Source organism: Amycolatopsis roodepoortensis (genome assembly GCF_024628825.1).
Taxonomy (GTDB): domain Bacteria; phylum Actinomycetota; class Actinomycetes; order Mycobacteriales; family Pseudonocardiaceae; genus Amycolatopsis; species Amycolatopsis roodepoortensis.
In genome coordinates this window covers 180,437-205,207 of the sequence record NZ_CP102415.1, presented here as the reverse complement: position 1 = coordinate 205,207, position 24,771 = coordinate 180,437, and the positions used below count along the sequence as shown (strand labels likewise).

Below are 24,771 nucleotides of genomic sequence, written 5' to 3'. Positions count from 1 at the left end.
GGCCGCGAACGTATCGCCGAGGGCGTCGGCCGATGTCGGCATAGGTTGCGGGGCTGACCGGGACGGGCACGTAGGACGCCGGCGCCGTCGGGCAGCTGCACCTCAGACGCTCCGGCTGCCGATGCCCGAGTAAGCCAAAGGACCAGGTTGGTGCACCCCGTTGGTGGGCGCACCAACCTGGCAGAAGTCGATGACTAAGCCTTTGTCCCCGTCCATACGAGTGGACTGTTTCCATTTTCCGGGTCGATCATCATGATCGTTCGTCCCATTTCGACCGCGGCCCTGACCGCGCCGCTGAGAGCCGAGTAATCCGTATAGACTCCTCTGCCGCCGGGGGCTATTTTGACGAACTGCTCGTGACTGAATCCCTTGCCGATTGTCCGGCCTATCCAGTTGTTGTGCAAGTCCATCAACCCCCGATTGTCGGCGTTGCCCTCCTCCATCTCGTGAGCGTCGGTGAACTTCTTCGCATCCGCCTCACCGAAGTATACCGTCAGCAGGGCACTCCAATACGCATGCTGAAACGCGTTTCCGATGGCTCCGTCCTGCGTAGCATCTTCACCGTTTCCATAGTCATACGATTCTCCGAAAAGTGCCTTTGTCGTGTTTATGGCCTCAAAGTAGATCTCAACATATCTGCCCTTCTTTTCGTTGGACAACCCCTCGATCAACGCCTTTTCCGCAACGGTAACCGGGATTTTGTAGTATGTCGTTTTCGGCGGCCCGTTGAGTAGCGGAAATTCGTCCCTGAACTGGTGATTAATTCTGGCCATTTCAGTGTCGTCGAGTGGCCCGACTCCCGGGGTGCGCTCGGAAGGACTCTTCCCGGTGGGGTCAGTCAGGATGACCGGGTTGTTGTGCACGTAGGTGTGGGTGGCGAGGTTGCGGGGGTTGGTGATGCCACCCGCGACGTTGGAGTCCAGGTACTCAGGCAGCGCTGGGTCCGCGCTCGCCCAGAGTTGCGTTCTCGGGTTGTAGTAGCGAGCACCGTGGTAGTAGAGGCCGGTCTCTTCGTCGAGCTCCTTGCCGGTGAACTTGTACGGCGTATCGCTCTGGCCTGCCTGTTCCTCCACCCAGGTTTCGCCGAACGGCATGTACTCGAGGTGTTCGGTGACGTTGCCTTGCCTGTCGGTGACGTACCCGGAGGAGCCGAGGTGGTCGGTGTGGAAGTAGGACTGGGTGTTTTCGGGGTCGCCGGCCGCCACGGTCTTGGTGGTGAGGCGGCTGTCGCCGATGAAGATGTGCTTGAAGCCGGTCCCGTTACGTTCGCTGTAGCCACGGTTGGGATAGAGCGACAGGCCGTCGCCCTGTTTGATGACGCGTTCGCCGGCCGCGTCGTAGGTGTAGGCGACGGTGGCGTCCTGGCAGCCTCCCGGAGTTTGAGGGACTGTCGCCGTGGTGGTGTCCTGGTTGCAGGCGAGCCGGTTCTCCTCGTCCCAAACGTACTGGCGTCGTTTGCCGTCCGAGGCGGTGTTCACCGTGTCGGTGAGGTTTCCGCTCGTGTCGTAGGCATGAGTGATCGGGCCGACCTTGCTCGGTGCGTGGGGTTTTCCGCTCCCGTAGTCGTATTTGTAGTCGTAGCTCCCAGCAGCCTCGATCGGCCCGGTGGACAGCGGGCCTAGCGACGCCGGGCCCCCTCCGCCGCCACCGACCGGCGACACAGGACTGGACCCGCGGTTCAGCGCCGCCGCCTGAGTGGTCGTGCCGGTGATCTCGTGGTGCTGGGTCTTGCCGGTGGTGTTGTGGATGGAGTCGTAGCTCAACGCCAGGGTGTACTTGTCCTGCTGGTTGCTCTTGGTCGTGTACTGGCCGCTGGCGGAGGTGAGCTGGTACAGGTCGTCGTAGCCGAAGGTCTGGCTGCTCGGACCACCGATCGTCGGGTTCTGTGGCGTGCTGTTGGTCAGCTGCGTGATGTTGCCGACGTTGTCGTAGGTGTAGCCGAGGTTCTGGAACTCGGTGGCCCCCGGCGTCTTCGACTTCAGAGTGGCGAGCCTGCGGTCGGCCTGGTCGTAGGTGTAGGTGGTACGTACTCCGTTACCGGCTTGCTGCAGCACCTTCTGGCCGAACTTGTCGTAGTCGAGGCGACCAAGATAGACGTAGTCGGTTCCGTTCTTGGTTCCGGTGGCGCGGGTGACCTGGCCGCCGGTGTCGTAGTCGTAGCGGAGCAGCTCGCCGTCCGGATAGGTCATCTGCAGCACACGGTTGAAGGCGTCGAAGCGCCACCCGGTGGTGTAGCCGCGGTCAGCCTGCCCGGCGATCTTGATGGTGCGGGTCTCCCGGGTGGTCTCGCCCAACGGGCCATAACCACGAGTGAGGGTCCCGGCCCCATCGCGGATCTCGGTGATCCGCCCGGCGCCGTTGTCCGGCGCGCCAGATGCGCCATAGATGTAGGTGACGTTGTTGGCCGGGAAGGTCGGGTAGCGAACCGCGGTGAGGCGGCTGTGATCGTAGTCGTACTCGATCTGCTTACCGCCGGCGGTGATCTTCGCCGTCGGGTTGCCCGCCAGGTCGAAGCGCGTCTCGGTGCGGCCCGCATCGGGGCTGTCGAGCACCGTCCGGCGGCCGAGGGTGTCGTACTCGGAGCGGGTGGTGTTGTTCTTGTCGTCCACCACGGTGGTGATCTGCCCGAGCGCGTCGTAGCCGTAGCTGGTCCAGATCACCGGTTGTCCACCGGCCGGGTTGAACTCCTTGACCGCGGTGGTCTTCTCGCGCAGGTCGGCGTAGTTGCGCTTCTGTTTGCCGTTGCCGTCCGTCGCGATGGTTTCAAACCGGGTGACACCGGCGCGGTCGGGTCCGAATCCATAGGCCATGGCGGTCGTGACCTCGTCCGGCGCGACCGTCTTGACCGGCCGGTCCAGCACGTCGAACGAGGTGCGGGTAGGCGCCACGGTGTCGAAGGCGGCATTGAACGTGGTGCTGCCGTCACCCTTGGGCTCGGTCACGGGGTGATACTGCTCCACCACGCGGCCGGCGAAATCGACCTTGGTGCGGCCGGAGACGGTCATGACCTGGTCGGGGGTGTCACCGGGATTGTTCGCGACCGACGCGTCCTTCTTGGTCTGGAGAACGCGTTTGAGACCGTCGGTGAAGGTGACGGTGTCGATGGTGTCCTCACGGACACCCGTGGCATCACGGTCGAGGTGACGCGTGGTGGCGTACGGAACGGTGGCTTCGGGGTGATAGTCGAAGTCGATCGTGACCTTGCCCGACCCGATCTCGTACGGACCGGTGACGGTGTCCAACCGGCCCACGCTGTCGTAGGCGCGCAGCACCTGTTGGCCGTTCTGGTCGGTGGTGCGGTCCGGTTGCCCGTACTTGAGGTTGTGCGTCGCGCCCGACCGCAGCCCGAAGCTGTCCACAATAGACTCGATGTGGACGCCGACGAGCGTGTCGTAGCCGTACTCCAGGCGGTACCGCTGACCGGACTTGCCTGCCGGTTTGGTGACCGCTTTGAGGTTCCCGTCCGGGTAGTACTCCAGGTCGGTGTCGGCCGATGTGGTGCCGGTGAGGTACGCGCGGACCTGCCGTACCGTACCGGTCACACAATCCACTGTGGATTCCCTGTGTCGCGACAGGTCGGCGCCGCCGCGCTGTTCGAGCAGATTCGCGGTACCGACCAGGTTGCGCGCCCGGCAGGCCGGGTCGGACGCGGTGTAGCCGTAGGTGGTCTCCACGTCGTCGGCGACGCCTTCGTCGGCGGCGTCGAACGAGCGGATCAAGTTGCCGAAGTCGTCGTACGACATTTCGGTGTAGGAGGACTTGCCAGGGTTCTCGGCACCTTCGTAAAAGCGTTTGTCCACCCGGGACAGAGCTGCGAACACGCTGCCCGGTGCGGTGTCGCGTAGCTGATAGGTGTTGACGGTTTCGGTGAACGGCCGTCCCGCACCGTCGGTGCCGAGGGTGCGAGCGAGCAATCCGCGGGTATACGGGCCGTCGGTGCGGTACTCGTCAGTGGTCGAGCGATAGAGCGCCTCGGCAGCGCCAGGGTCACGCTGTTCGGTGACGACCTTGCCGAAGCCGTGGAACTCGCGTTCGAGTCGGTCGTACTTCCCTTGTTCGTAGCGATAGGTGGTGAGCTGGGTATCGGCTCCGTCACCGCGATGACCGTCGGACACGCTGGCGCGGGACAGCACCCAGCGGGACTCTGGCGTCGCCTGCGTGTTACCGGTACGGGTGTAGTCCAGATCGATCTTCCCTCCCAACGGCCGCGTCACCGTGCGGAGCAGGTTCGTGCGGCCGGTTTTGTTCACCGCGACCAGCAGCTCGTTGTCCCGGGTGGATTTGACATGGTCGGCCAGGCCGTCGCCGTTGATGTCACGCAGGCCGATCTCGGCACGGCTGATGCTCGAGGAGGCGTTGACGCCGGGGTTGAACACGAAGGTGCCGACCGGGGTGGGGACTGGGAACGTGAAGTAGACACCCGCACCGAGGGTGGCGTTCTTGTCGACGGCGATGTCGGTGAAGCCGCCGCGGAACGGAGTGGGCGCGTTGAAGCCGGTGCCGGTGTTGACGGCCACCTTGATCGGATTGGCGCCATCGGTGAAGACGCGGTCGGTGAGACCGTCGCCGTTGACGTCGAGCATGCTCGCGTTGGTGAAAGAAGTGCCCAGTTCGGCGGACAGTCCGCCGGCGAAGCCGTAGTTGTCGACATTGAAACCGAGGTTGACGCCGAGGTTGCGGGTGGAGGCGTCGTTGATCGGTCCCGCTGACCAGGGTTCCCTGGCGGCGAAGCTGTAGCCGAGGTTGAGCTGGGCGTCGCCGTTGGCGAAGACCTTGTCCGGCAGACCGTCGCCGTTGATGTCGACGAGGTCGACGCGGGTGTCGGACTCGCCGCCGCCGAGGCTGCCACCGATCCCGAGTGCCGGTTGGACCGGGCCGGAGGTGGCGGTGTTGTTGCTGCTGCCTGCCTCCGGAGCGGCCAGGCCCTGCGCACTGGCCAGTGTCGCGGCCTCACTGCCGGCGGAGTAGGACACGTTGCCGGACAAGGTGTCGGACTCGCGGACGTTGCCACCGAGCGTGCCACGTCGAGCGCCGAGCCCGCCGTTCATGTCGGTGAACTGGATCTCCTTGGCGCCGACGACATCGGGAAAGCGGTCACCGTTGAGGTCGACGTAGTCGACGGAACCCGCGGTGATCCCACCGACGACCGTGCCCCCGAACGGGCCGGCGGACAGCGTGCCGGACACCTGACCGGTCACGCCGCGACGCATCACGGTGCGGTCACCGGCGACATCGGCATCGGTGACCACGTCGATGGTGTCCGCGCCGAGCCGGGAACTGGTCGCCATGGTGGAGGTGAACCAGGACGACTCGTCCTGCGCGGCCCAGCCGCCTTTTGCCGGGTTCGGTGCGAAGATCGCCAGCCGGGGCATGGTGATCCGGGGGTTCGCGGCGAACGCCGGGATGTCGGCTTCCTTGGGTTCCCGGGGAAGGGCGTCCTTGAAGCTCTGGTCGATCGCGAGTTCGGCCTGCTTGATGGGCTGGGTGGCGCGGTCGCGGTTGGCCTGGTAGCCGATCACACCCCAGCCGCGGTAAGGCTGCGGGAACGCACCCTGCTGAACGGAGCCGTGTGCCGCGCTCGGCGCCGGGCTGAACGTCGGCCATGGGGAAGAGAGGTCGTAGGTGACCTTCGCGGACTGTTCGGCGATCAAGCCGAACAGGTAGGGGTCCGTTGTGGAGTGGTCGAAATACAGCTCGTCGCCCTCGGTGACCTGGACGATCACGTCCAGGTTCTGGCCGGGCGAGCCGTACTGCCCGTTGACGATGTCGACGACCCGCTTCCCCAGCAGCTGGTCGCCGCGTTTCTTGACGGTGAACGCGATCTTGGTCGCTCCGGGAAAGCCGAAGTTGAGCTTCACGCCCGGCCGGACCCGCAGCTTTCCGGTCTTGGTCACCTTGTAGGTCTGCTGCGGCGCCTTGAGGGTATCCGCGGGATACATGTCCACGTCGAACGGCGGGCTGATCACCAGGCTCGGCTGCCCCTTGTCATCGACAAGCGACTCCACCCCCGGCGCCTCCGTGTAGTGCGCTTTCGGCACCCACGACACTGCGGAAACGTCGATCGGTGAGTCGCTCTTGATGTGCCAGGACATCTTCTCGAACTGGCTGACCGGGAGGTTCATGTCGATCGTGGTGGTCCCGGTCGACCCGGCAGGCAGGACCTTGCGGAACACCTCCGCCGGCGCGTGTACCCCGTTGCCCTTCGTGATCACCACGGTCACGTCGTCCGAGGTCGCTTTGTGCTTGACCACGTCGCCGGTCAGCTGAAGCTTGCCGGTCACCGGCACCATCACCTGCGACGAGCGGCCGCCGAGCGTGAAGTCCGCGGACGCGCGGAACACGGTGTTCGCCATCCCGTTCACGTCCGTACCGGCCGCCAGGTCGGTGTAGGTGATCGTCGGATCCCACGCCACCGTGTCGTACTTTCCGTCCAGAATGGACTGTGTGCGGAAGTAGAGCGCGTCGCCCTTCTTCACCGCGATCGCCGACACATTGGCCGGGGTGAACTCGGTGTGGTCGTCCGGACCGATTCGTTGCGCCCACAGCTCGGTGTCCTTGGCCTGGATGGTGACCCGCACACCGTCGGCCTTGGCGTACGCGGCGCGCGCGGGCGACGGGTCCACGGTCAGCTGCACCCGGCCGTCGACGCGGACGGTGCCGTCGAACGGCGCGACCCACCGGCGCACCGAGTCCAGCAGCGGCGAGTTGTCGACCTGCTGGTTGAACTGCGCGGTCTGGTCACCGACGATCTCGCCGGTCACCGCCCCGCCGCCGACCGGTGCCGGGGTGCGGGTGGAATCCGGGCTGTAGGCGGGCTGCCCATTGGCGTCCAGATAGCCGAACAACACGCCGCCGTTGTTGACCAGGTCGGTGATGCCGTCACCATTGACGTCGCTGAAGAACCGGTCCGACGTGGTCGTGGTTCCAACGAAGTCCAGCTGCGCGGCGATAGCGAGGACGAATGCCTCGACACCGATCGTGCCCGACAGCGTCCGCTCGGTCGAGATCCCCGGGAGGTCGCGCAACCTGATCGGCGTGTCACCGAACTTCGGTTCACCCCCCGGGGTGCTCAGATTGGGGCGGTAGTGCACTTCGTTGTTCTTGCGGAAAACCTTGTCCGGAAGGTTGTCGCCGTTCACGTCCACCAGCGCCGAGAGGCCATCGGACTGGCCGGCGTTGAAGCCGACCTTCAGTCCGACGCCACCCTGCTTGACCGGCAGTCCCTGCACGTTGTAGCCGGCGAACAAGTGCGCGCCGAACCCGACGGAGGTGTTCGCCGAGATCGCACTCGCCTCACCTTCACGGATGTTCACGCCCAGGTCGTCATCCGGGACCGACCAGCCGGCGGCGTCAGCGAACCCGCTGTAGTTGCCTGCCTGGTCACGCACCTCGTCGAAATACTCGAACGAGTGCGTGTTGAACAGCTTGTTGTCCTCACCGAATTGCGACACCGAGGCGAGGAGGGATTTCGCGTAGGCACCGGTCCGGTAGTTCAGTTCGTAGGCACGGATCAGCTGGTCGTCCAGCTTGACCTCCACCCGCCGCAGCAGATCGGCGGTCACCTTCTTGAACCCGCCGCGAGCGTCGATCTGCACATCGCCGCGGCGTGGCTCACCCCGGTCCCGGTCGCGCAGGAACGTCACCGAATACTTGCCCTCGGTCGCGCCATGTCCGGTGTAGGTGATCCGCCGCGGATACAGGGCACTGCCCGGCACCGTCGACTTCTCGGTGCCGCCGTCTTCCACCCGGGCGTAGTGGTAGCGCATCACGTTGTCGTTGGTGTCGCGGACCTCGCGTGCCGCCCACGTCGCCACGTGTCCCGCGGCATCGGTCAGCGAGGTGTTCTCGGCCCCGCCGAACACCGTGCGCGTGCCCGCCTTGTCAGTGACCTCCCACCAGTAACCGGCTGGATTGTCCCCGTGGCGCACGATCCGGTCGAACCGGCTCTCCACGCGGGCGTGGAATACCTTCTCCGCCGACCTCTTCTGCAACTCGCCCCGATGGGCGACCGGCGTGAGCTGCTCACCGTTCAGGAGATAGGTCTCGGTCTCCAGAGCCGAGTCGAACCGCGGTACTCCCCAGCGGGTGTCGACCGTGATCGCCGGCATGGCGACGTCCCACCCGACACCCAGCCAGCCGTTCGCGCCTGCGGAGCTGTAAGCCACTGCCAGCTTCGGCTCCAGGCCCGCCCGTCCCTTGGGCACCTCGAGCGGGTAGGACATCCGCGCATCGCCGGAGCTGTTCGCCGACGGTGGGGCGATCAGGTTTACCCCGGCCCCCGGATCGGCGGCTTTGATGTCCTTGATCTGATTCGGATCGAACGCCGTCCCCTCGGGATGCTCCGGAGCGGCCACCGCGCCATCCGCACCTGACGCCTGCCCCGCCACACGCATCGAGGCAGGCGGGCCCGCACTCGGGACCATCATCGCCACCAAAGCCAGGAACAACAGCACCACCACGGCCTTGTGGCGATGACGAACCGGACGAGCCCACACGAAGGCAGACATGCCCCCGACCCCCTCTGGATCAGCGAATTCGGTTACTTGGACCCGGCAATCCCTGTCTCGCAGGGGGTCGAGCGGTGAAGCGTGGACGAAAGACGTACGATCGAACGGTCGAAACGAACTAGTGCGTTCGGACGAATTCCCGTTGGGGCCGCGCTGATCCCCGCAAAAAGAGACTTCGATCTTCGACGGACGCTATCGGCGGGTCATTAAATTTCGATGAAACGCCGGGGAACCGCTGCTCAGCTACGGCACCTGCAACAGCGGCGGCCGGGAGGTCCGGGTCCAGAGCATCTGCCAGCACGACATCTGTGTCGCCGGGCCTGCTGACCGGCGGTACCGGCACGGCCATCGGCGACAGCTCGCGAAGATGACCGCGCACGGCGTCCGACAGGAGGCAGGCTCAGGAAGCCGGTTTGTCCGCCAGCTGCTCGAGGCGCGCCATCTCCACGTCGAGGGCGGTTTGCGCCCGGCTCAACGTCTCCGAGCTGTACCCGCCGCTCGACCGGGCCCGTTGAAGACGCTCGGACTGCTCGGTGAGGACGCGCAGGCGCAGCCGCAGATATTGCTGGACGTCCGAAGCCGAGCGGCCGACTGGCGCCTTGCCCGGGACGCGTACGTCCGAGCGCACCCGGTCCAGGACCGCGTCACTGAACGGCCCTTCGGCCGGATCGTCCAAAACGGACTTCGCCGCGTCGGCGAGCTCGGTCATGAGCCGGACGTACTCCTGGCGCGTCCGGTCCGGATCCTCCGCGGGCACCCGCGCCGCGCGGATGACCGCCGGGAGCGTCATTCCCTGCACCAGCAGCGTCGTGGTCGCCACCACGTAGGCGATCAGGACCAGCAGGGCGCGATCCGGGGTGTCCTGCGGAAGGGTCTGCGCCGCCGCGAGGGTGATGGCACCGCGCATCCCCGCCCAGCCGAGCACCACGCCACCGCGCCAGCCCAGGGTCTCGGTGAGCCGGAACTCGACGTCGGCGGCGGCACGATCCAGTCGTTTCCGGAAATGCGCCACCCGTCTCGGTGACGCCTTGTCCAGTCGCTCGGTGACGGCGGGATTCGACTCGTCGCCCCGCAGCACCGCCTGTGTCGTTTCCAGCCGTGGTTTGAAGCGCGCGGCTTTCCGCTGCTCGCGGTACAGGCCGGCGACCAGCGGCCCGACGAAGACGACGCGCGCGACGATGACGAGCGCCGACGCGGCCAGGCCGATGGCGAGCGCTCGCCAGACGCTCGAACCGTCCTCGTGCGCCTCGTCGATGAGGGTTTTCACGCTGAGCCCCATGAGCAGGAACATCCCGCTCTCCAGCAGGAAAGCCGCGGTGCGCCAGTTGACGGTCTCGGCGAGGCGGTCCGTCGCGCGCAGATGCCGCGGGGCGAGATGACCGGTCACCAGACCGGCGACGACGACGGCGAGCACGCCCGAGGCACCGGCCTCCTCCGCGGGCAGGAAGGCGATGAACGGGACCACGAACGAGATGGCGGTGTTGAGCACGGCGTTGCCCAGCAAGGCACGTGCCCGGACGTTGACGATCCCGACCAGGATCCCGATCCCGACCGCCACGACGACCGAGAAGGCGAACTCGCCCACGACGCCCCAGACAGACACCGAGCCGGCCACCGCGGCGACCGCGGACCGCAGAAGCACGAGCGCCGAGGCGTCGTTGACCAGCCCTTCGCCTTCGAGCACCGTCAGCAACCGGGGTGGCAGGCCGAGCCGCCGTCCCACGGAAGTCGCCGCTACGGCGTCGGTGGGACTGATGACCGCGCCGAGCGCGAACGCGGCAGGCCACCCGATCCCCGGCACCAGCCAGTGGAACAGCCAGCCCGCGCCCAGCGTCGTCCCCACCACGAGCAGGACCGCGAGGCCGGTGATCGGCCGGATGTTCCGCCGGAAGTCGACCATCGGCATGTTCACCGCCGCCGAATACAGCAGCGGCGGGAGCACCCCGGCGAGGATCAGCTCGGGTTCGACCTCCGGATGCGGGACACCCGGCAGGAAGCTCAGCCCGATCCCGGCCACCACGAGGCTCAGCGGAGCGGCCAGGTTCAGCCGTTCGGAGAACGCGGCCACCACCACGATGATGACGACGCCGAGCACGGCGACGAGAGTCAAGTTCACCGGCACGTGTCCTCTCGCGTTCGCGGCACTCCGAACGTGTCCATTGGTGACACGACGCCGCAAGTCGGAGCATTAAGGTCGGGGTACGGCGGTCCCCGGTCTGGCCGCCAAACCGGTGACCGACCGGCTGCTGTACGTCCGTGCGCGCGGCGGGCTCCGCACCCACATCCTGCACGTCGTCACGAAGGACAGCCGGCCGACACGGAACCAGCGGATCCTGCGGAACCATCCGGCCGACGCGGCGCGGTACGCCGACTCAATCACGCGAGATACGGCTTCAATCACGCGAGTTCGGGATTGAACCTGATGGGGTGGCCCGCGACCGGAGTGGGGTCGAGGGTGCCGGCGCGGGCGAAGGTCGCCCAGACGGAGCGGAGGGCGGCGCCGAAGGCGTCGACCTCGGGCCACGGGACCTTGCCCAGCATCGGACTGTCCTGCCAAGCACGCTGGGTGCCCAGCAGCAGCGGCAGCTCGACACAGTGGGTGGCGCCGAACTCCGACCCTTCGGGCCTCCAGTCGAGCCGGTACGACCAGACGCCGGCTCCGGCCGAGCGCAGGCGGTCGCCGAAAGCGGCCAGCGGTTCGACGTAGATCTCGTCGGTGCCCGCGGCGCCGGGGAACGCGGTCATGTCGTTGGCGTTCCAGCCGTACAGCACGTCGAGGTCGCGCACATTGTCCACGAAGGACGCCTTGTCCAGCGTGTCCACGGGAACGAACGCGGGTTCCATCGGATCGCCGGTGAGCCGCAGGTTGGTCAGCGCGGTCTCCTTGTGCGCGGCAAGGATTTCCGTGATCCCGGCGGTGTGCGGGTCGCTGCCGAGCGCGTCGGCGAACACCTGGCCGAGTTTCGCCGCGTGCTCGGGCCGCCGGGTGGCGAGGCCGAGCGGCGCGCTCTGCAGGATCGCCCGGCGGAACAGGCCGCGAGCCTCGGGCAGGTCCATCAGGAGCCGGATGGAAATGCCGCCCGCCGACTGCCCGGCGACCGTCACGTTGTCCGGGTCGCCGCCGTAGGCCGCGATGTTGGCCCGCACCCAGCGCAGCGCCTCCAGCTGGTCGGCCAGCCCGAGGTTGCCGGGGCTGACGCCGTCCAGATACAGGTAACCGAGCGCGCCGAGCCGGTAGTTGACGCCGACCACCACCAGATCGCCTTCGGCCGCCAGCGCGCCGCCGTCGTACCAGTCGAGCAACCCGCCACCGCTGGAGAAGCCACCGCCGTGCAGCCACACCAGCACCGGCCTGCGTCCGTCATCCAAGCCCGGAGTGGTGACCGTCAGGTTGAGACAGTCCTCGCCCTGCGGGAGGCGATCGCGCGGCGGCCCCATCACGCGGTCCAGCCGGGACGGTGGTTGCGGGCTGATCTCCCCGCTGGACGGCGTCTGCTCCGAAACGCCGACCGGCAGGGCGAACCGTGCCGCTGTGGCATAGCGGATCGGTCCGGTTCGGACAATCGTGGTCATACGCACCTCGCGGGTAGGATCGGCGGGTGATCTTGCCTCGCCTGCTGGACGGCCGACTGAAGTTCCGCCACCTCGTCCTGCTCGACGCGCTGGCCAGGCAGGGCACCGTGGTCGGGGCCGCTGCCGAGTTGCACGTGACGCAGCCGGTGGCGACCCGAAGTCTGCACGAACTCGAAGAGATCCTCGACGTGCGGTTGTTCGAACGCGGCCCGCGCGGCATCACCCCGACCGTGTTCGGCGAGGCGTTCACCGGACACGCCCGCGCGGTGCTCGCCCAGCTCGAACAGGCCGGGCGGCACGTCGCCGAGCTGGCCGACGCCGAGCGCGGCACGGTGGTGGTCGGCACCCACCTCGCGGGGTCGAACATGCTGCTGCCGCGCGCGATCGCGGCGATCAAGACCGAGCGGCCGTACTTGACCATCGTGGTCCGGGAGGGTTCTCCCGAAGCCCTGCTGGTCGAGCTGGAAGCGGGCCGGGTGGACCTGATCATCGGCAGGCTGACAGCGCCTTCGGACGAGCGGATCGAGCGGCGCAAGCTGTACGACGAGTCGGTGGACCTGGTGGTGCGCAACGCGCATCCGATGGCGGGCGCGACCGGCGTCGAGCTGGTTGATCTCGCGGAGTATCCGTGGATCCTGCCCGGCGCGGAGACCGCGCTGCGCCGCGAACTGGAGCAGTTGTTCACCCGCAACGGCTTCCCGCTGCCCGCGAACCGGGTGGAGACCACCTCTTTCCTGACCGTGCGGCAGTTGTTGCTGGAGACCGACGTGATCGCCGCGCTGCCGAGCCTGATCACCAAGGACGATCCGAGGATCACCAGGGTCTCGCTGGCGCTGGAACCCATCGGGCACAGCGTCGGGCTCACCCTGCCCGCCCAGCGCACGCTCAGCCCGTCGGTGGACGCGCTGATCCGCAGCCTGACCGATGTCGCCACCGGGATGTCGCATTAGGACGGTCACGACAGTGACAGGAAACGTTCGGCGTTCCCGCTGGTGATCAGCCGCCGCTCGGTCTCGCTCAGGAAGGCGCTCTTGCGCACCACCTCGCCGACCGGGCGTTCGCCGAGCGGGTACGGATAGTCGCTGCCGACCATCACCCGCTCGGCGCCGAGCGTGTCCACGAGCAGCCGCAGCGCCCGCTCGTCGAAGACCACCGAGTCGACGTGGAACCGCTCGAGGTAGTGCGACGGCGGGAACTCCGAAGTGCCGATCACGTCGTTCCGCCGATGCCAGGCGTTCTCCATCCGGCCGAGCCAGAAGGCGAACGACCCGCCGCCGTGGGCGAAGCAGATCTTGAGACTCGGGTCGATCCGGTCGAAGACCCCGCCGAGCACCAGCGCCAGGATCGACAGATGCGTCTCGGCGGGCATCGCGGTCAGCCACCGTGCCATCCACCGGTCCAGCCGGGGCGAATCGGCCATGTCCCACGGATGCACGAACACCGGAACGCCGAGCGACGCGCAGTGCTGCAGGAAGGTCTCCACCCCGGCGCTGTCGAGATCCTGGTCGCCGACGTGGTTGCCGATCTCCACCCCGCGATGCCCCGCGGCCAGGCAGCGTTCCAGTTCGCGGCACGCCGCGTCGGTGTCCTGCAACGGAACCTGGCAGAACGGGATCAGCCGGTCCGGCGCCGGCGCGACGATCTCCAGCGCCAGGTCGTTGAAGATCCGGGCGATCCGGCCCGCCTGCTCGGCGGTCCGGCCGTAGTTGAAGAAGGCGGGCGTCGGGGAGACCACCTGGGTGCGCACGCCGTCGGCGTCCATGTCCAGGAGCCGGGTCTCCGCGTTCCAGCAGTCCGCGCCGATCCGGCGGAACTCCTTCTCCCCCATCATGATCATCGCCTGGGACTCGGTCTCCGCGCGCAACCACGGCGCGTCCGGCCCGGCGTCCGCGCGCAGATCCGGCCAGCCGTTCGGCACGTAATGCGTGTGGATGTCGATCAGGCCGGTCATCTCAGCCCTTCCCGGGGTGGAGGGCGCCGCAGCCGTCGCAGGTGCGGGCTTGCTCGTCGCCGTAGAAGGCGGTGAAGACCGGCGGCAGGTCCTCGACGATGTCACGCACCTGGAGTTCCACCTCGTGCACCAGCGCGTTGCATTCGAGGCAGTACCACTGGAACTTCTCCAGCGTGCCCTCCTCGCGGACCCGCTCGATGACCAGGCCGATCGAGTCGGCTTCGGGACGCTGCGGCGAGTGCGGGATATCGCCCGGCAGCAGCCAGGTGTCGCCCTCGGAGATCCGGACGGTCTTCTGGCCTTCGTCGGTCATGACGTTCACGTGCATGTTGCCCTTGAGCTGGTAGAACCATTCCTCGTAGGGGTCGACGTGGAAGTCGGTGCGCTGGTTCGGCCCACCGACGATCTGCACGATGAAATCCTTGCCCAGCGCCATGGTCCGGTTGTTCACCGGCGGCTTGAGCAGATGCTCGTGCTCGGCGATCCAGGCCTGGAAATTGACCACCTCGGGAATGCCGGTCATCGCGGAACCTCCGTGTCTTTCGGTAGCTGGGCGATCGCCTGGATTTCGATCAGCAGATGCGGATGCGGCAGCTGATGCACGGCGACCGTGGTGCGGGCGGGGCCTGTTTCGTCGAAGTACTCGCCGTAGATCTCGTTGTAGCCGCCGAAATCGTTCATCGAAACCAGGAACGTGGTGATCTGCGTGATGTCGGCGAGGTCGGCGCCGACCTCGTGCAGGATGCCGCGGATGTTCTCGATCACCGCGCGGGTCTGCGCGCGGATGTCCAGGTTCGTGGTGCCCAGTTCGTCCACCTCGACTCCGGCGAACGTGTTGTCCGGACGTCGGGAGCTGGTACCGGACACGAAGATCAGATCTCCCGCGACCTTCACATGCGGGAAGCGGCCCCTCGGCTTGGCCAGCCCGGAGATCACCCGCCCGCTCATGCCAGCCCTCGCACCGATACCCGGCCGAGCCCGGCGATGTCCGCCTCGGCGATGCCGGGCACGAACGGCACCGCCTCGGTCGCCGCCCCGGCCAGCACGACCTGCCCGGCCCGCAGCGGGATGTCCCGTTTCCGGCACAGCTCGACCAGCGCGTGCAGCGCGCGCACCGGATCGCCGAGGATCGCCGACGTCGAGCCGATCACCTCGCGGTCTCCGGAGCGCAGCCGCACCGCCCGGTTCGCCGCCTCGCCGAACGCGCGCCACGGACCGAGCACGAACCCGGCGGCCGAGGTGTTGTCGGCGACCACATCGGTGTGGGTGAACCGGAAATCCCGGTACCGGGAGTCGATGATCTCGATCGCCGGGGCCATCGCGTCCACCGCGGACTCCACATCGAACGCCGGGTCGGCGAGATCGACGTCGCGGGCCAGCCGATACGCGACCTCCGGCTCCACCTTGGGATGGATGAAGCCCGCCAGCGAGACCTCGCCGCCGTCGGCGACCCGCATCGCGTCGGTGAGCCTGCCGGCGATCACCTCGGACACGCCCATCTGCGCCATTTTCGCCTTGCTGGTCAGCCCCAGCTTCACCCCGAGCACCCGCTCGCCACGCGCCTCCCGGCGGGCCACCAGCTCGGCCTGGATCGCGTACGCGTCGGCGATGTCGAACTGGTGATCGTCGGCGAGGCTCGACGTGTCCACGCGCGACGTCTGCGCGGTGTCCAGCCGATCGGCGAGCGCCGAGATCTCCGCGATGGCCATCATGTGCCGCTCCGTACCAGGTCGAGTGCGATGTCCACGATCATGTCCTCCTGCCCGCCGACCAGCTTCCGCCTGCCGACCTCGGTGAGAATCCGCCGGGTGTCCAGTCCGTAGCGGGCGGCCGCGCGCTCGGCGTGCAGCAGGAAGCTCGAGTAGACCCCGGCGTATCCGAGGGTCAGCGTCTCGCGGTCCACCTGGACCGGCCGTTCCCGCAGCGGGCGGACCAGGTCGTCCGCCGCGTCCTGCAACGCGAACAGGTCCGCCCCGTGCTCCCAGCCGAGCAGGTCGGCGACCGCGACGAAAGGCTCGGCCGGGCAGTTGCCCGCCCCCGCGCCCTGCCCGGCCAGCGCGACGTCCACCCGGTAGGCGCCGTGCTCGACCGCGGTCACGCTGTTCGCCACCGAAAGGGAGAGGTTCTCGTGCGCGTGGACGCCGATCTCGGTCCGCTCGTCGAGCACCTGCCGGTACGCGTCGATCCGCTCGGCGACCCCGTTCATCGTCAACCGCCCGCCGGAATCGGTGACGTACACGCAATGCGCGCCGTAGGACTCCATCAGCCTGGCCTGCTCGGCGAGCGCGGCCGGCGTGGAGAGGTGGCTCATCATCAGGAATCCGGACACGTCCATGCCGTGCTCACGGGCCCAGGCGATGTGCTGCGCGGCCACGTCGGCCTCGGTGCAGTGGGTGGCGATCCGCACGCTGCGCACCCCGAGGTCGCGGACGCGGCGCAGCTGTCCGATGGTGCCGATACCGGGCAGCAGCAACGTGGTCAGCGTGGCGTTCTCGATCACCTCTGCGGCCGCGGAGATCCACTCTTCGTCGGTGTGCGCGCCGAATCCGTAGGTCGCACTGGAGCCGCCGATCCCGTCGCCGTGCGCGACCTCGATCGCCGCCACCCCGGCTTTGTCCACTGCGGACACGATCCGCCGGACCTGTTCCACTGTGTACGCGTGCCCCATGGCGTGCATGCCGTCGCGCAAGGTCACGTCCTGGAGGTAGATCTTCATCCGAGCCACCCCCTCAGTTCGGCGATCCGCTCGGCCGTGCGCAGCGCCGCCGAGGTCATGATGTCGAGATTTCCCGCGTAGTCGGGCAGATAGTGGGCCGCGCCGAGCACTTCGAGGAACACCGAGACCTTCAGCCCGGAGATCTCCCGGCCGAGCTCGGGCACCCACTGCCGGGTCACCGGGTCGAACTGCACTTCCTGTTTCAGTGTGTAGCCGGGCACGTACTCGCGCACCCGGTCGGCCATCTGCCCGACCGACGCGGCGATCTTCTCCCGGTCCGGCTCGCCCTCGACCAGGCAGTACACCGTGTCCCGCATGACGATCGGCGGGTCGGCCGGGTTCAGCACGATGATCGCCTTGCCCATCGCGGCGCCGCCGACCTCGCGGATCGCGGCCGCGGTGGTCTCGGTGAACTCGTCGATGTTCGCCCTGGTGCCCGGTCCCGCCGAGCGGGACGAGATCGACGCGACGATCTCGGCGTACGCGACCGGGGCGACCGAGGACACCGCGGCCACGATGGGGATGGTGGCCTGTCCGCCGCAGGTCACCATGTTCACGTTCGGTGCGGCGAGGTGCTCGTCGAGGTTCACCGGCGGCACCACGAACGGGCCGAGCGCGGCCGGGGTCAGGTCGATCATCAGCTTGCCGTGCGTTTCGGCCACCTCGGCGTGCCGGCGGTGCGCACCGGCCGAGGTCGCGTCGAAGAGCACCCGCACATCCGCGAACTCCGGCAGCGCGGCGAGGCCGTCGATACCGCCGTGGGTGGTGGCCACCTTGAGCCTGGCCGCCCTGGCCAGCCCGTCCGACGCCGGGTCGATACCCGTCATCGCGGCCATCCGCAGCGTCTTCGACAACCGCAGCACCTTGATCATCAGATCGGTGCCGATATTGCCGGAGCCGATGACGGCGACCGGAACCGTTGCTGTCACTGAATCTCCTCCTCGATCACCGCGTCGACCTCACCGAGTCCGTCCAGCCGCAGCCGGAAGCGGCCCGCTCCCGTGACCGGCACCATCGGGCCGAGCGCCCCGGACATCACCACGTCGCCCGCGCGCAACGGCTGCTCGCGAGCGGCCAGCTCCCTGGCCAGCCAGGCGACCGCGGCCACCGGCGACCCGAGGCAGGCGTGGCCCGCGCCGAACGACACCGGTTCACCGTCCAGCTCCAACGTCATCCCGGTCGCGGCGAGATCCCGGCCGGTCAGCGAGAACGGGGTGCAGCCCAGTACCACCGCGCCGCTGGACGCGTTGTCCGCCACCGTGTCCACAATGGAGAGATCCCAGGCGCCGATGCGCGAGTCGACGATCTCGATCGCGGGCAGCACGAACTCGGTCGCCCGCAACACGTCCGCGACCGACGCACCCGGCACGTCCAGATCGCGGCCGAGTACGAAAGCGATCTCGCCCTCCGCGCGGGGTTGCAGGAACCGCCGGTAGGGAACGGGTTCGGCGTGCGCGTACAGCATGTCGTCGAAGAGCACACCGAAGTCCGGCTGGTACACGCCGAACTGACGCTGCACCGACGGCGCGGTCAGCCCGATCTTCGCCCCGGCCGCCCTGGCGCCTGCCTCGACTCGCTGATCCCGGAGCCTGCGCTGCACCGCGTAGGCCGCGTCGACGTCTTCCGCGCCGAGGAATTCCCGCACCGGCGGGCAGGGGCCCGCGGTGCTCGCCGCCGTCGCCAGCCGGGCGGCGGCCGCCTCGATCGCCGCCGTCACAGCCGCACGCACACATTCGTCGGCTCGGTGTAGAAGTGCAGCGAAGACGCGCCGCCCTCCCGGCCGATCCCGGAAAGCCCCATCCCGCCGAACGGCGAGCGCAGGTCGCGCAGGAACCAGGTGTTCACCCAGGACATGCCGACGTGCATGGCCTGCGCGACGCGGTGTCCCCGGCGCAGGTCCTGCGTCCACACCGAGGAAGCCAGCCCGTATTCGGTGTCGTTGGCCAGCGCGATCGCCTCGTCCTCGGTGTCGAACGGGATCAGCGCGGCCACCGGGCCGAAGATCTCCTCGCGCACCGGCCGGTCCTTGTTGGTCAGGCCGGTCCAGAGGGTCGGCTCCAGCCACGAGCCGCCGTCGAGTTCCGGACCGAGCTCGGGAATCCCGCCGCCGGTCAGGGTTTTGGCGCCGGCCTCCTCGGCCAGCGCGAGGTAGTCCAGCACCTTGCGCCGGTGCTCCGGCGAGATCAGCGGGCCGGTGGTGGTCTGCTCCGCCGACGGGTCACCGAGCCGCAGGCCACGCGCTTGCTCCACCAATCCGGCAGCTACGTCGTCGAACACCGAGCGCTGCACGTACACCCGTTCGGTACACAGGCACACTTGCCCGGTGTTCGCGAACACCGACCGGGTCAGCCCGGCGAGCGTCTCGTCGAGATCGGCGTCCTCGAACACGATGGCGGCGTTCTTCCCGCCGAGCTCGAACGACACCGGCCGGACCCGGGGCGCGACCGTGCGCATCACCTGGGTCCCCGTGGCGGACGAGCCGGTGAACGTCACCCCGTCGATACCGGGATGCTCGGTCAGGTACTGCCCCGCCGAGTCGCCACCGAAGCCGTGCACCACGTTGTAGGCACCCGCGGGCAAGCCGACCTCGGCCAGCACCTCGGCCAGCAGGGTCGCGGTGGACGGGGTCTGCTCGCTCGGCTTGACCACGACCGCGTTGCCGCAGCCGAGCGCCGGCGCGACCTTCCAGGTCAGCAACAGCAGCGGCAGGTTCCACGGCACGATCACCGCGACCACGCCGAGCGGCTTGCGCACCGCGTAGTTCAGCGCCTGCGCCCCGCCGGGCAGATCGGTGACGAATGATTCCTGGCCGGCGGCCGCGATCACGTCGGCGAACGTGCGGAAGTTCGCCACCGCGCGGGCCACGTCCAATTCGCGGGCCTGGGTGACGGGCTTTCCGGTGTCCGCGACCTCGGCCGCGACGAACTCCTCGAACCGGGCCTCGATCCGGTCCGCCGCCCGGCGCAGCAACGCGGTCCGCTCCCGCACCGGGGTGTCCGCCCAGCCGTTGTGCAACGCCGCGCGGGCGCCGGTGACCGCGCGGTGCACCAGCTCCCGGCCGGCCTCGTGCACCCGGGCGAACTCCGCGCCCGTCGCCGGATCGATCGCCGGGAACCCGGGCCCGTCCGGCTCGGCGAACTCACCGTCCACGAAGTTGCGGATCCACCGCACTGGCTGCGTCATGCCGTTCACTCTGTCCGGCCGCGCCATGCGGAACAAATGCGAATCTGCTCGTCAGCCATACCTTTTCAGGCATACCGGAGTGGGTCTCCTGCCTCGATTCACGGGGCACAAAGGGGAACTCGCGTGATCAGACGGACGACACGTGGCGGGGAGCCGACGTCGCGTTGGCCCGTGAAGGGGCGCGGTACTGAGTGGGTCACCGTGGTCGTGAGTGGCGATTCGGGTTCTAACCCGAATCGCCACTCACGACGGGTTCGGTGAGCGTGTCGCGGGTCCGGCCTCGCGCCGCCGCCCGAGCTATACCAGTTCGGGCATGACAGACCGGCAATTCGGCATTTGTGGCCTATGCCTCACGGTGTCAGGCTTCTGCCCAATCGCCAGCAGCCGCGATCGGCTGTCGCCTGAGTCGATTGGGTTTTCGCAGATGAACGCACCCGCGCCCCGCAAGATCGCCGCCGCCACGCTCGCCGGGACCACCCTCGAGTGGTACGACTTCTTCCTCTACGGCACCGCGTCCGCGCTGATCTTCAACAAACAGTTCTTCCCCTCGCTGAGTCCCACGGTCGGCACCCTCGCCGCGTTCAGCACCTTCGCCGTCGGGTTCATCGCCCGCCCGCTCGGCGGTCTGGTGTTCGGTCACTTCGGTGACCGGATCGGCCGCAAGTCCACGCTGGTGGTGTCGCTGATGCTGATGGGCGTCGGCTCCACGTTGATCGGGTTGATCCCGAACTTCGACGCGATCGGCATCTGGGCGCCGATCCTGCTGGTCGCGATGCGGATCGTGCAAGGCATCGGGCTCGGCGGCGAAGGCGCGGGAGCGACCCTGATGTCGATGGAACACGCGCCCGACGGCCAACGGAACCGGTACGCCGGGTTCCCGCAGATGGGCACCCCGGCCGGGCTGGTGCTGGCGAATCTGCTTTTCCTGGGCAGCAGCGCGGTGATGCCCGCGGACGCGTTCGCCGCGTGGGGCTGGCGGATCCCGTTCCTCCTGAGCTTCGTGCTGGTCGCGATCGGACTGATGATCCGGCTGAAGATCACCGAATCACCGTCGTTCACGCAGGTGGCCCGGAACGACAAGGTGGTCCGGTTCCCGCTCGGCGCCGCGTTCAAGGTCGGCTTCGGCAGGCTCGCGCTGACCCTGCTGGTCGGCGTGGCGAACTCGGCGGTCGCCTACGTCTTCATGGTCTTCACCCTGTCCTACGGAAGCCAGAACCTCCACTACGACCGGCAGTTCCTGGTCCTGTCGGTGACCGGATCGGCGGTGCTGTGGTTCGCCACCATCCCGATCTGGACCCGCATCGCCGACCGCCACGGCAGGCGCACGATGTTCATCGCCGGCTCGGCCGCGCTCCTGCTGTGGTGTCTCGCGTTCTTCCCGTTGCTGAACAGCGGCGACACCGGGCTCGCCATGCTCGCCCTCGCGGGGATGGGCCTGGTCGTCCCGATCACCCACTGCGTGCAGGGCGCGATCATCGCGGACACCTTCCCGGTCAACGTCCGGTTCTCCGGTATGTCGCTGCTGCTGCAGGGCGGCGCGATCCTCGGCGGCGGGCTCGCCCCGATGATCGCCACCGCGGTGCTCAACGCCACCGGTTCGACCACCGGCATCACCTGGTACCTGGCCGCGATCTGCGGCGTCAGCATGATCAGCGCGGTCGCCCTGTTCCGGCTGCTCCCTTCCCGCGCCACGGAATCCACAGTGGACGGACCGCGCGACCGCGACGCGGTTCCGCTGTCCGTGAACACCCACCCGGCCGGGCTCGACGATCAATAGAGTCCGTTCCATGCCGGTCACCACACGCACGGTCGAGTACCCCGCGGACGGACTGACGATGGTCGGGCGCCTGGCGCTCCCCTCCGGTACCGACCGCCGTCCCGCGGTCCTGATCGGGCCGGAAGGGACGGGACTGAACGATTTCCAGCGTCGCCGGGCCGACGCCCTCGCCGAGTTGGGGTACGTGGCGCTGGCCTTCGATTTCAACGGCGGGCGCTGGTTCTCGGACCCCGAAGAGATGCTGGCGTACGTGATGCCCCTGCTCGCCGATCCGGACCGGATGCGGGAGATCGGCCACGCGGCCCTCGACGTGCTGCGGTCGGAGCCGCGGACGGACCCGAGCCGGATCGCCGCCATCGGATACGGCACGGGTGGCGCGATCGCCCTGGAGCTCGGCCGGGACGGCGTCGACCTGCGCGCGATCGGCACGATCAACGCGGTGACCACGGGCCGTCCGGGCGAAGCGGCACGTATCCGTTGCCCGGTCTGGGCCGGGGTCGGCTCGGAAGACCCGATCATGCCGCCCGCGCAACGGGAGGCGTTCACCACCGAAATGCAGGAGGCCGGCGTCGACTGGCGGCTCGTGGTCTACGGCGGCGCGCAGCACGCCTTCCACCACCCGCCGGTGGATCAAGTGGTGCTGCCGGGCGTCGGCTACCACCCGCGGCACGCGGACCGGGCGTGGCACGACGTCGTCGAGCTGCTCGCCGAATGCGTGCCGGTGGTCAGCCCAGCTTGAGCCATCCCAGCGCCAGCGCGACGACGAACCCGCTCGCCAGGACGACGATCACGCCGATGAAGATCAGCCAGGCGATCGGCATCGCCTTGGAGGGCATCGGCTGCGGGTGCGAGAGCCCGGAGGTCTGAGCCGAATCGGGCGGCGTGGCGCCCGGTGAAACGCCGCCTCCTGGTTCGCGGCGGGTTTTCTCAGGTTCCGGGTCGGGCGGCTGCGCTGTCATCGCCGGTGCTCCTTCGGTCGGTCTCCCGCTCGGGTACCCGATCGACGGCGACGAAACCCTGTCAGCCGAGCTGGGGAACGTCGTTCGGGAACGTGATGGGCAGCTGGAACATCCCGCGGGCGGTGCGGCCACCGCCGAGCCAGCCATGGAAGTGGATATGCCCGTCGACGACGTCGGCCCCACCCGGTGCGTCGACCTTGCCGCCGAGCAGATCGGTGGACAGGAACGGCGCACCGGCTTTCACGAACGGTCCGCTCAGCGAGGGCGCGGAGGCATAGCCCGTGTGGTAGCCGGAGCTCTGGAAAGTGTCGGCGGAGTAGAAGAGCAGGTACTTGCCCGGCGTCTTCACCACCGACGGTGCCTCGACGACGGCGTTCTCCGACGCGAGATCGGCGCGCAGCAGCTCGATCCGCGGACCGTCCGGTGTGCGTCCATCGGCGCGCATTTTCTGCGACCAGATCGCGGCCGGAGGACCGATGGCCGCGCCGTCGCTCTTGTAGAGCAGGTACCGAGAGCCGTCGGTGTCCACAAAGGTCTGCGGGTCGATGTCGCCGCCGTCGCCGGGGACGCAGATCAGTGGACCGTCACCGGCAGGTGTGTACGGCCCTTCGGCCTTCGAGGCGGTCGCGACGCCGATGCACATCTCCCCGCCGGGAGCCACCGCCGCCGAGAAGTAGAGCAGGAACGTACCGTCGGAAAGCCGGGTCACATCGGGAGCCCAGAACCCGCCGTCAGGCTTCGCCCATTTGGGTGCGGCCGCGAGCGCGTCCCCAGCCATCTGCCACGGACCTTCCGGTGCCGGAGCGTGCGCGTACGGCATTTTCGTCGCGCCGGTGCTCGTGGAGAAGGCGAGGTAGCCGGAGTCGGTCTTGACGATGTCGGGATCCGGGAAGTCCTGTCCGATGAGCAGTCTCGGCGTGCCGATGGCGGAGGCCGGAGGCGAGGTGACGAGTGTCGACGCCATCACCACGGCGAGGGTCACAAGGCAGTACATGAACTTCATGACCGATTCTGTGGACGGGACGACGCGGCCTGCAGTGTCGCCGGCGCCATGCCACCGGGAAGCGTGTATTCGGTCGTTCACCCGGTGATGCGGGATTCATCCGCGCGTCTTCGGGTAGCCGGTGTGGCCTTCCTTGTGGTGACGGACCACGGCGACGGGACACGGCGCGTGGTGGACCATGGCACGGCTGACCGAGCCCAGCAGAGCACGGCGCAGCGGCCCGCGTCCGTGACTGCCGACGACGAGCAGCGCGGCACCCTCCGCTTGCTCCGCCAGCGCGTGGGCGGGCCGGTCGACCGCGATCACCCGATGGACCGGAACGTCGGGATACCGTTCCCGATATCCGGCGAGCGATTCGTCGAGCAGGGGCTTTCCCCGTTCCTCGATGAGCTCCCTGTCGTGCTCGGTAGGCGTCACCGCCATGGCTTCGAGCGGGAGATCGGACCAGACGTGCAGGGCCACCAGCGCGCGGTCGTGCCGGTCGGCGAAGTCGTAGGCGAACCCGATGGCTTCCCTGCTGGTCTCGGACCCGTCGACACCGACCACGACCTTTCCCCCCGCCGGTACGTCACCGGCGCGCACGACCACGATGGGCCGGTGATAGTCGTGCAGGAGTTCGTTGGCCGTCGAGCCGACCAGGAGCCTGGGCAGCGCGGTGAGCCCCGACGACCCGATGACCAGCAGCTCCGCGTTCTCCGCGGCGCGGGCCAGCTCGTCGGGTGCGCGGCCGGACAACAGCCGCGTCGAGACGGCCAGCCCCGGCCAGGCTCGGCGGCAGTCCTGGGCGATGTCACCGAGCATGGCCTCGGCGTGCCGCTGCGCCGTTTCCTGGCCCGCTTCGAGGAACCCCGGTCGCGGCCACGCACCGCCACCCGGGAGCGCCTCGGGTACGGGCGGGAACCCGACGACTTGGGCGACGACCAGCCCGCGGCCGCGGGCGGCGGCCTCCCCCGCGGCCCAGCGCACGGCCCTCCGCGCTTCTTCGGAGCCGTCGTAACCCGCGACGACCGCTCCCTTGTCCATTGTGGATTCCGGTGATGTCATCACTGTTCACGTCCTGTCCGAGCGACGGCGACATCGCCATGAATACCACGTTCGCAGG

Annotated in this window: 17 protein-coding genes; 3 read left to right on the top strand and 14 right to left on the bottom strand. The window is 68.3% G+C overall.

Annotation, left to right across the window (positions count from 1 at the left end):
• Nucleotides 1–194: 194 nt before the first annotated feature.
• From NQK81_RS00900 to NQK81_RS00890, 3 genes are all read right to left on the bottom strand, one after another.
• A complete protein-coding gene (locus NQK81_RS00900; RefSeq protein ID WP_257486575.1) occupies nt 195–8,507 on the bottom strand; it encodes a SpvB/TcaC N-terminal domain-containing protein in 8,313 nt (2,770 codons plus the stop codon).
• A gap of 400 nt (nt 8,508–8,907) precedes the next feature.
• Nucleotides 8,908–10,623, bottom strand: a complete 1,716-nt coding sequence (locus NQK81_RS00895; RefSeq protein WP_257486574.1) for a cation:proton antiporter — start codon at nt 10,621–10,623, stop codon at nt 8,908–8,910.
• Nucleotides 10,624–10,904: 281 nt separating this feature from the next.
• Entirely contained in the window at nt 10,905–12,080 is a 1,176-nt protein-coding gene (locus NQK81_RS00890) for a carboxylesterase family protein (RefSeq protein ID WP_257486573.1), read from the bottom strand.
• Nucleotides 12,081–12,106: 26 nt separating this feature from the next.
• Here NQK81_RS00890 and NQK81_RS00885 point away from each other — a divergent pair, with 26 nt between their 5' ends.
• Nucleotides 12,107–13,030 (top strand): LysR substrate-binding domain-containing protein, encoded by a 924-nt coding sequence (locus tag NQK81_RS00885; protein WP_257486572.1) that lies wholly within the window; start codon nt 12,107–12,109, stop codon nt 13,028–13,030.
• A 5-nt stretch (nt 13,031–13,035) separates the two neighbouring features.
• Here NQK81_RS00885 and NQK81_RS00880 read toward each other — a convergent pair whose 3' ends face one another.
• Genes NQK81_RS00880 through NQK81_RS00845 form a run of 8 tightly spaced genes read right to left on the bottom strand, consistent with a single transcriptional unit; the run spans nt 13,036 to nt 19,930 of the window.
• The gene (locus tag NQK81_RS00880; RefSeq protein WP_257486571.1) at nt 13,036–14,031 is read right to left on the bottom strand and encodes an amidohydrolase family protein; all 996 of its coding nucleotides are present in this window, start codon (nt 14,029–14,031) and stop codon (nt 13,036–13,038) included.
• A 1-nt stretch (nt 14,032) separates the two neighbouring features.
• Nucleotides 14,033–14,554, bottom strand: coding sequence for a 3-hydroxyanthranilate 3,4-dioxygenase (locus tag NQK81_RS00875; protein WP_257486570.1), 522 nt, complete (start codon nt 14,552–14,554; stop codon nt 14,033–14,035).
• Nucleotides 14,551–14,979, bottom strand: coding sequence for a RidA family protein (locus NQK81_RS00870; protein WP_257486569.1), 429 nt, complete (start codon nt 14,977–14,979; stop codon nt 14,551–14,553). Before NQK81_RS00870 ends, NQK81_RS00875 begins: the two co-directional genes overlap by 4 nt.
• Entirely contained in the window at nt 14,976–15,743 is a 768-nt protein-coding gene (locus tag NQK81_RS00865) for a 2-keto-4-pentenoate hydratase (RefSeq protein WP_257486568.1), read from the bottom strand. Before NQK81_RS00865 ends, NQK81_RS00870 begins: the two co-directional genes overlap by 4 nt.
• Nucleotides 15,740–16,747, bottom strand: a complete 1,008-nt coding sequence (dmpG, locus tag NQK81_RS00860; protein WP_257486567.1) for a 4-hydroxy-2-oxovalerate aldolase — start codon at nt 16,745–16,747, stop codon at nt 15,740–15,742. The genes NQK81_RS00865 and dmpG overlap by 4 nt, the downstream gene beginning before the upstream one ends.
• A complete protein-coding gene (locus tag NQK81_RS00855) occupies nt 16,744–17,619 on the bottom strand; it encodes an acetaldehyde dehydrogenase (acetylating) (RefSeq protein WP_257489974.1) in 876 nt (291 codons plus the stop codon). The genes dmpG and NQK81_RS00855 overlap by 4 nt, the downstream gene beginning before the upstream one ends.
• A gap of 53 nt (nt 17,620–17,672) precedes the next feature.
• A complete protein-coding gene (locus NQK81_RS00850; RefSeq protein ID WP_257486566.1) occupies nt 17,673–18,464 on the bottom strand; it encodes a 2-keto-4-pentenoate hydratase in 792 nt (263 codons plus the stop codon).
• Entirely contained in the window at nt 18,461–19,930 is a 1,470-nt protein-coding gene (locus NQK81_RS00845) for a 2-hydroxymuconic semialdehyde dehydrogenase (protein WP_257486565.1), read from the bottom strand. The genes NQK81_RS00850 and NQK81_RS00845 overlap by 4 nt, the downstream gene beginning before the upstream one ends.
• 424 nt (nt 19,931–20,354) lie before the next feature.
• Here NQK81_RS00845 and NQK81_RS00840 point away from each other — a divergent pair, with 424 nt between their 5' ends.
• Entirely contained in the window at nt 20,355–21,707 is a 1,353-nt protein-coding gene (locus NQK81_RS00840) for an MFS transporter (RefSeq protein WP_257486564.1), read from the top strand.
• Nucleotides 21,708–21,717: 10 nt separating this feature from the next.
• Nucleotides 21,718–22,446, top strand: coding sequence for a dienelactone hydrolase family protein (locus tag NQK81_RS00835; RefSeq protein ID WP_257486563.1), 729 nt, complete (start codon nt 21,718–21,720; stop codon nt 22,444–22,446).
• Here the strand turns inward: NQK81_RS00835 and NQK81_RS00830 are convergent.
• The 3 genes from NQK81_RS00830 to NQK81_RS00820 all read right to left on the bottom strand — a co-directional run bounded on the left by NQK81_RS00830 (nt 22,433) and on the right by NQK81_RS00820 (nt 24,713).
• Entirely contained in the window at nt 22,433–22,666 is a 234-nt protein-coding gene (locus NQK81_RS00830) for a DUF6480 family protein (RefSeq protein ID WP_126733035.1), read from the bottom strand. The genes NQK81_RS00835 and NQK81_RS00830 overlap by 14 nt on opposite strands.
• A 61-nt stretch (nt 22,667–22,727) precedes the next feature.
• On the bottom strand, nt 22,728–23,669 hold the full coding sequence (locus NQK81_RS00825; RefSeq protein ID WP_257486562.1) for a glycoside hydrolase family 43 protein: 942 nt from the start codon (nt 23,667–23,669) through the stop codon (nt 22,728–22,730).
• 96 nt (nt 23,670–23,765) lie between these two features.
• Nucleotides 23,766–24,713: a universal stress protein gene (locus tag NQK81_RS00820; RefSeq protein ID WP_257486561.1), complete on the bottom strand. Its 948-nt coding sequence runs from the start codon at nt 24,711–24,713 to the stop codon at nt 23,766–23,768.
• Nucleotides 24,714–24,771: the final 58 nt, after the last annotated feature.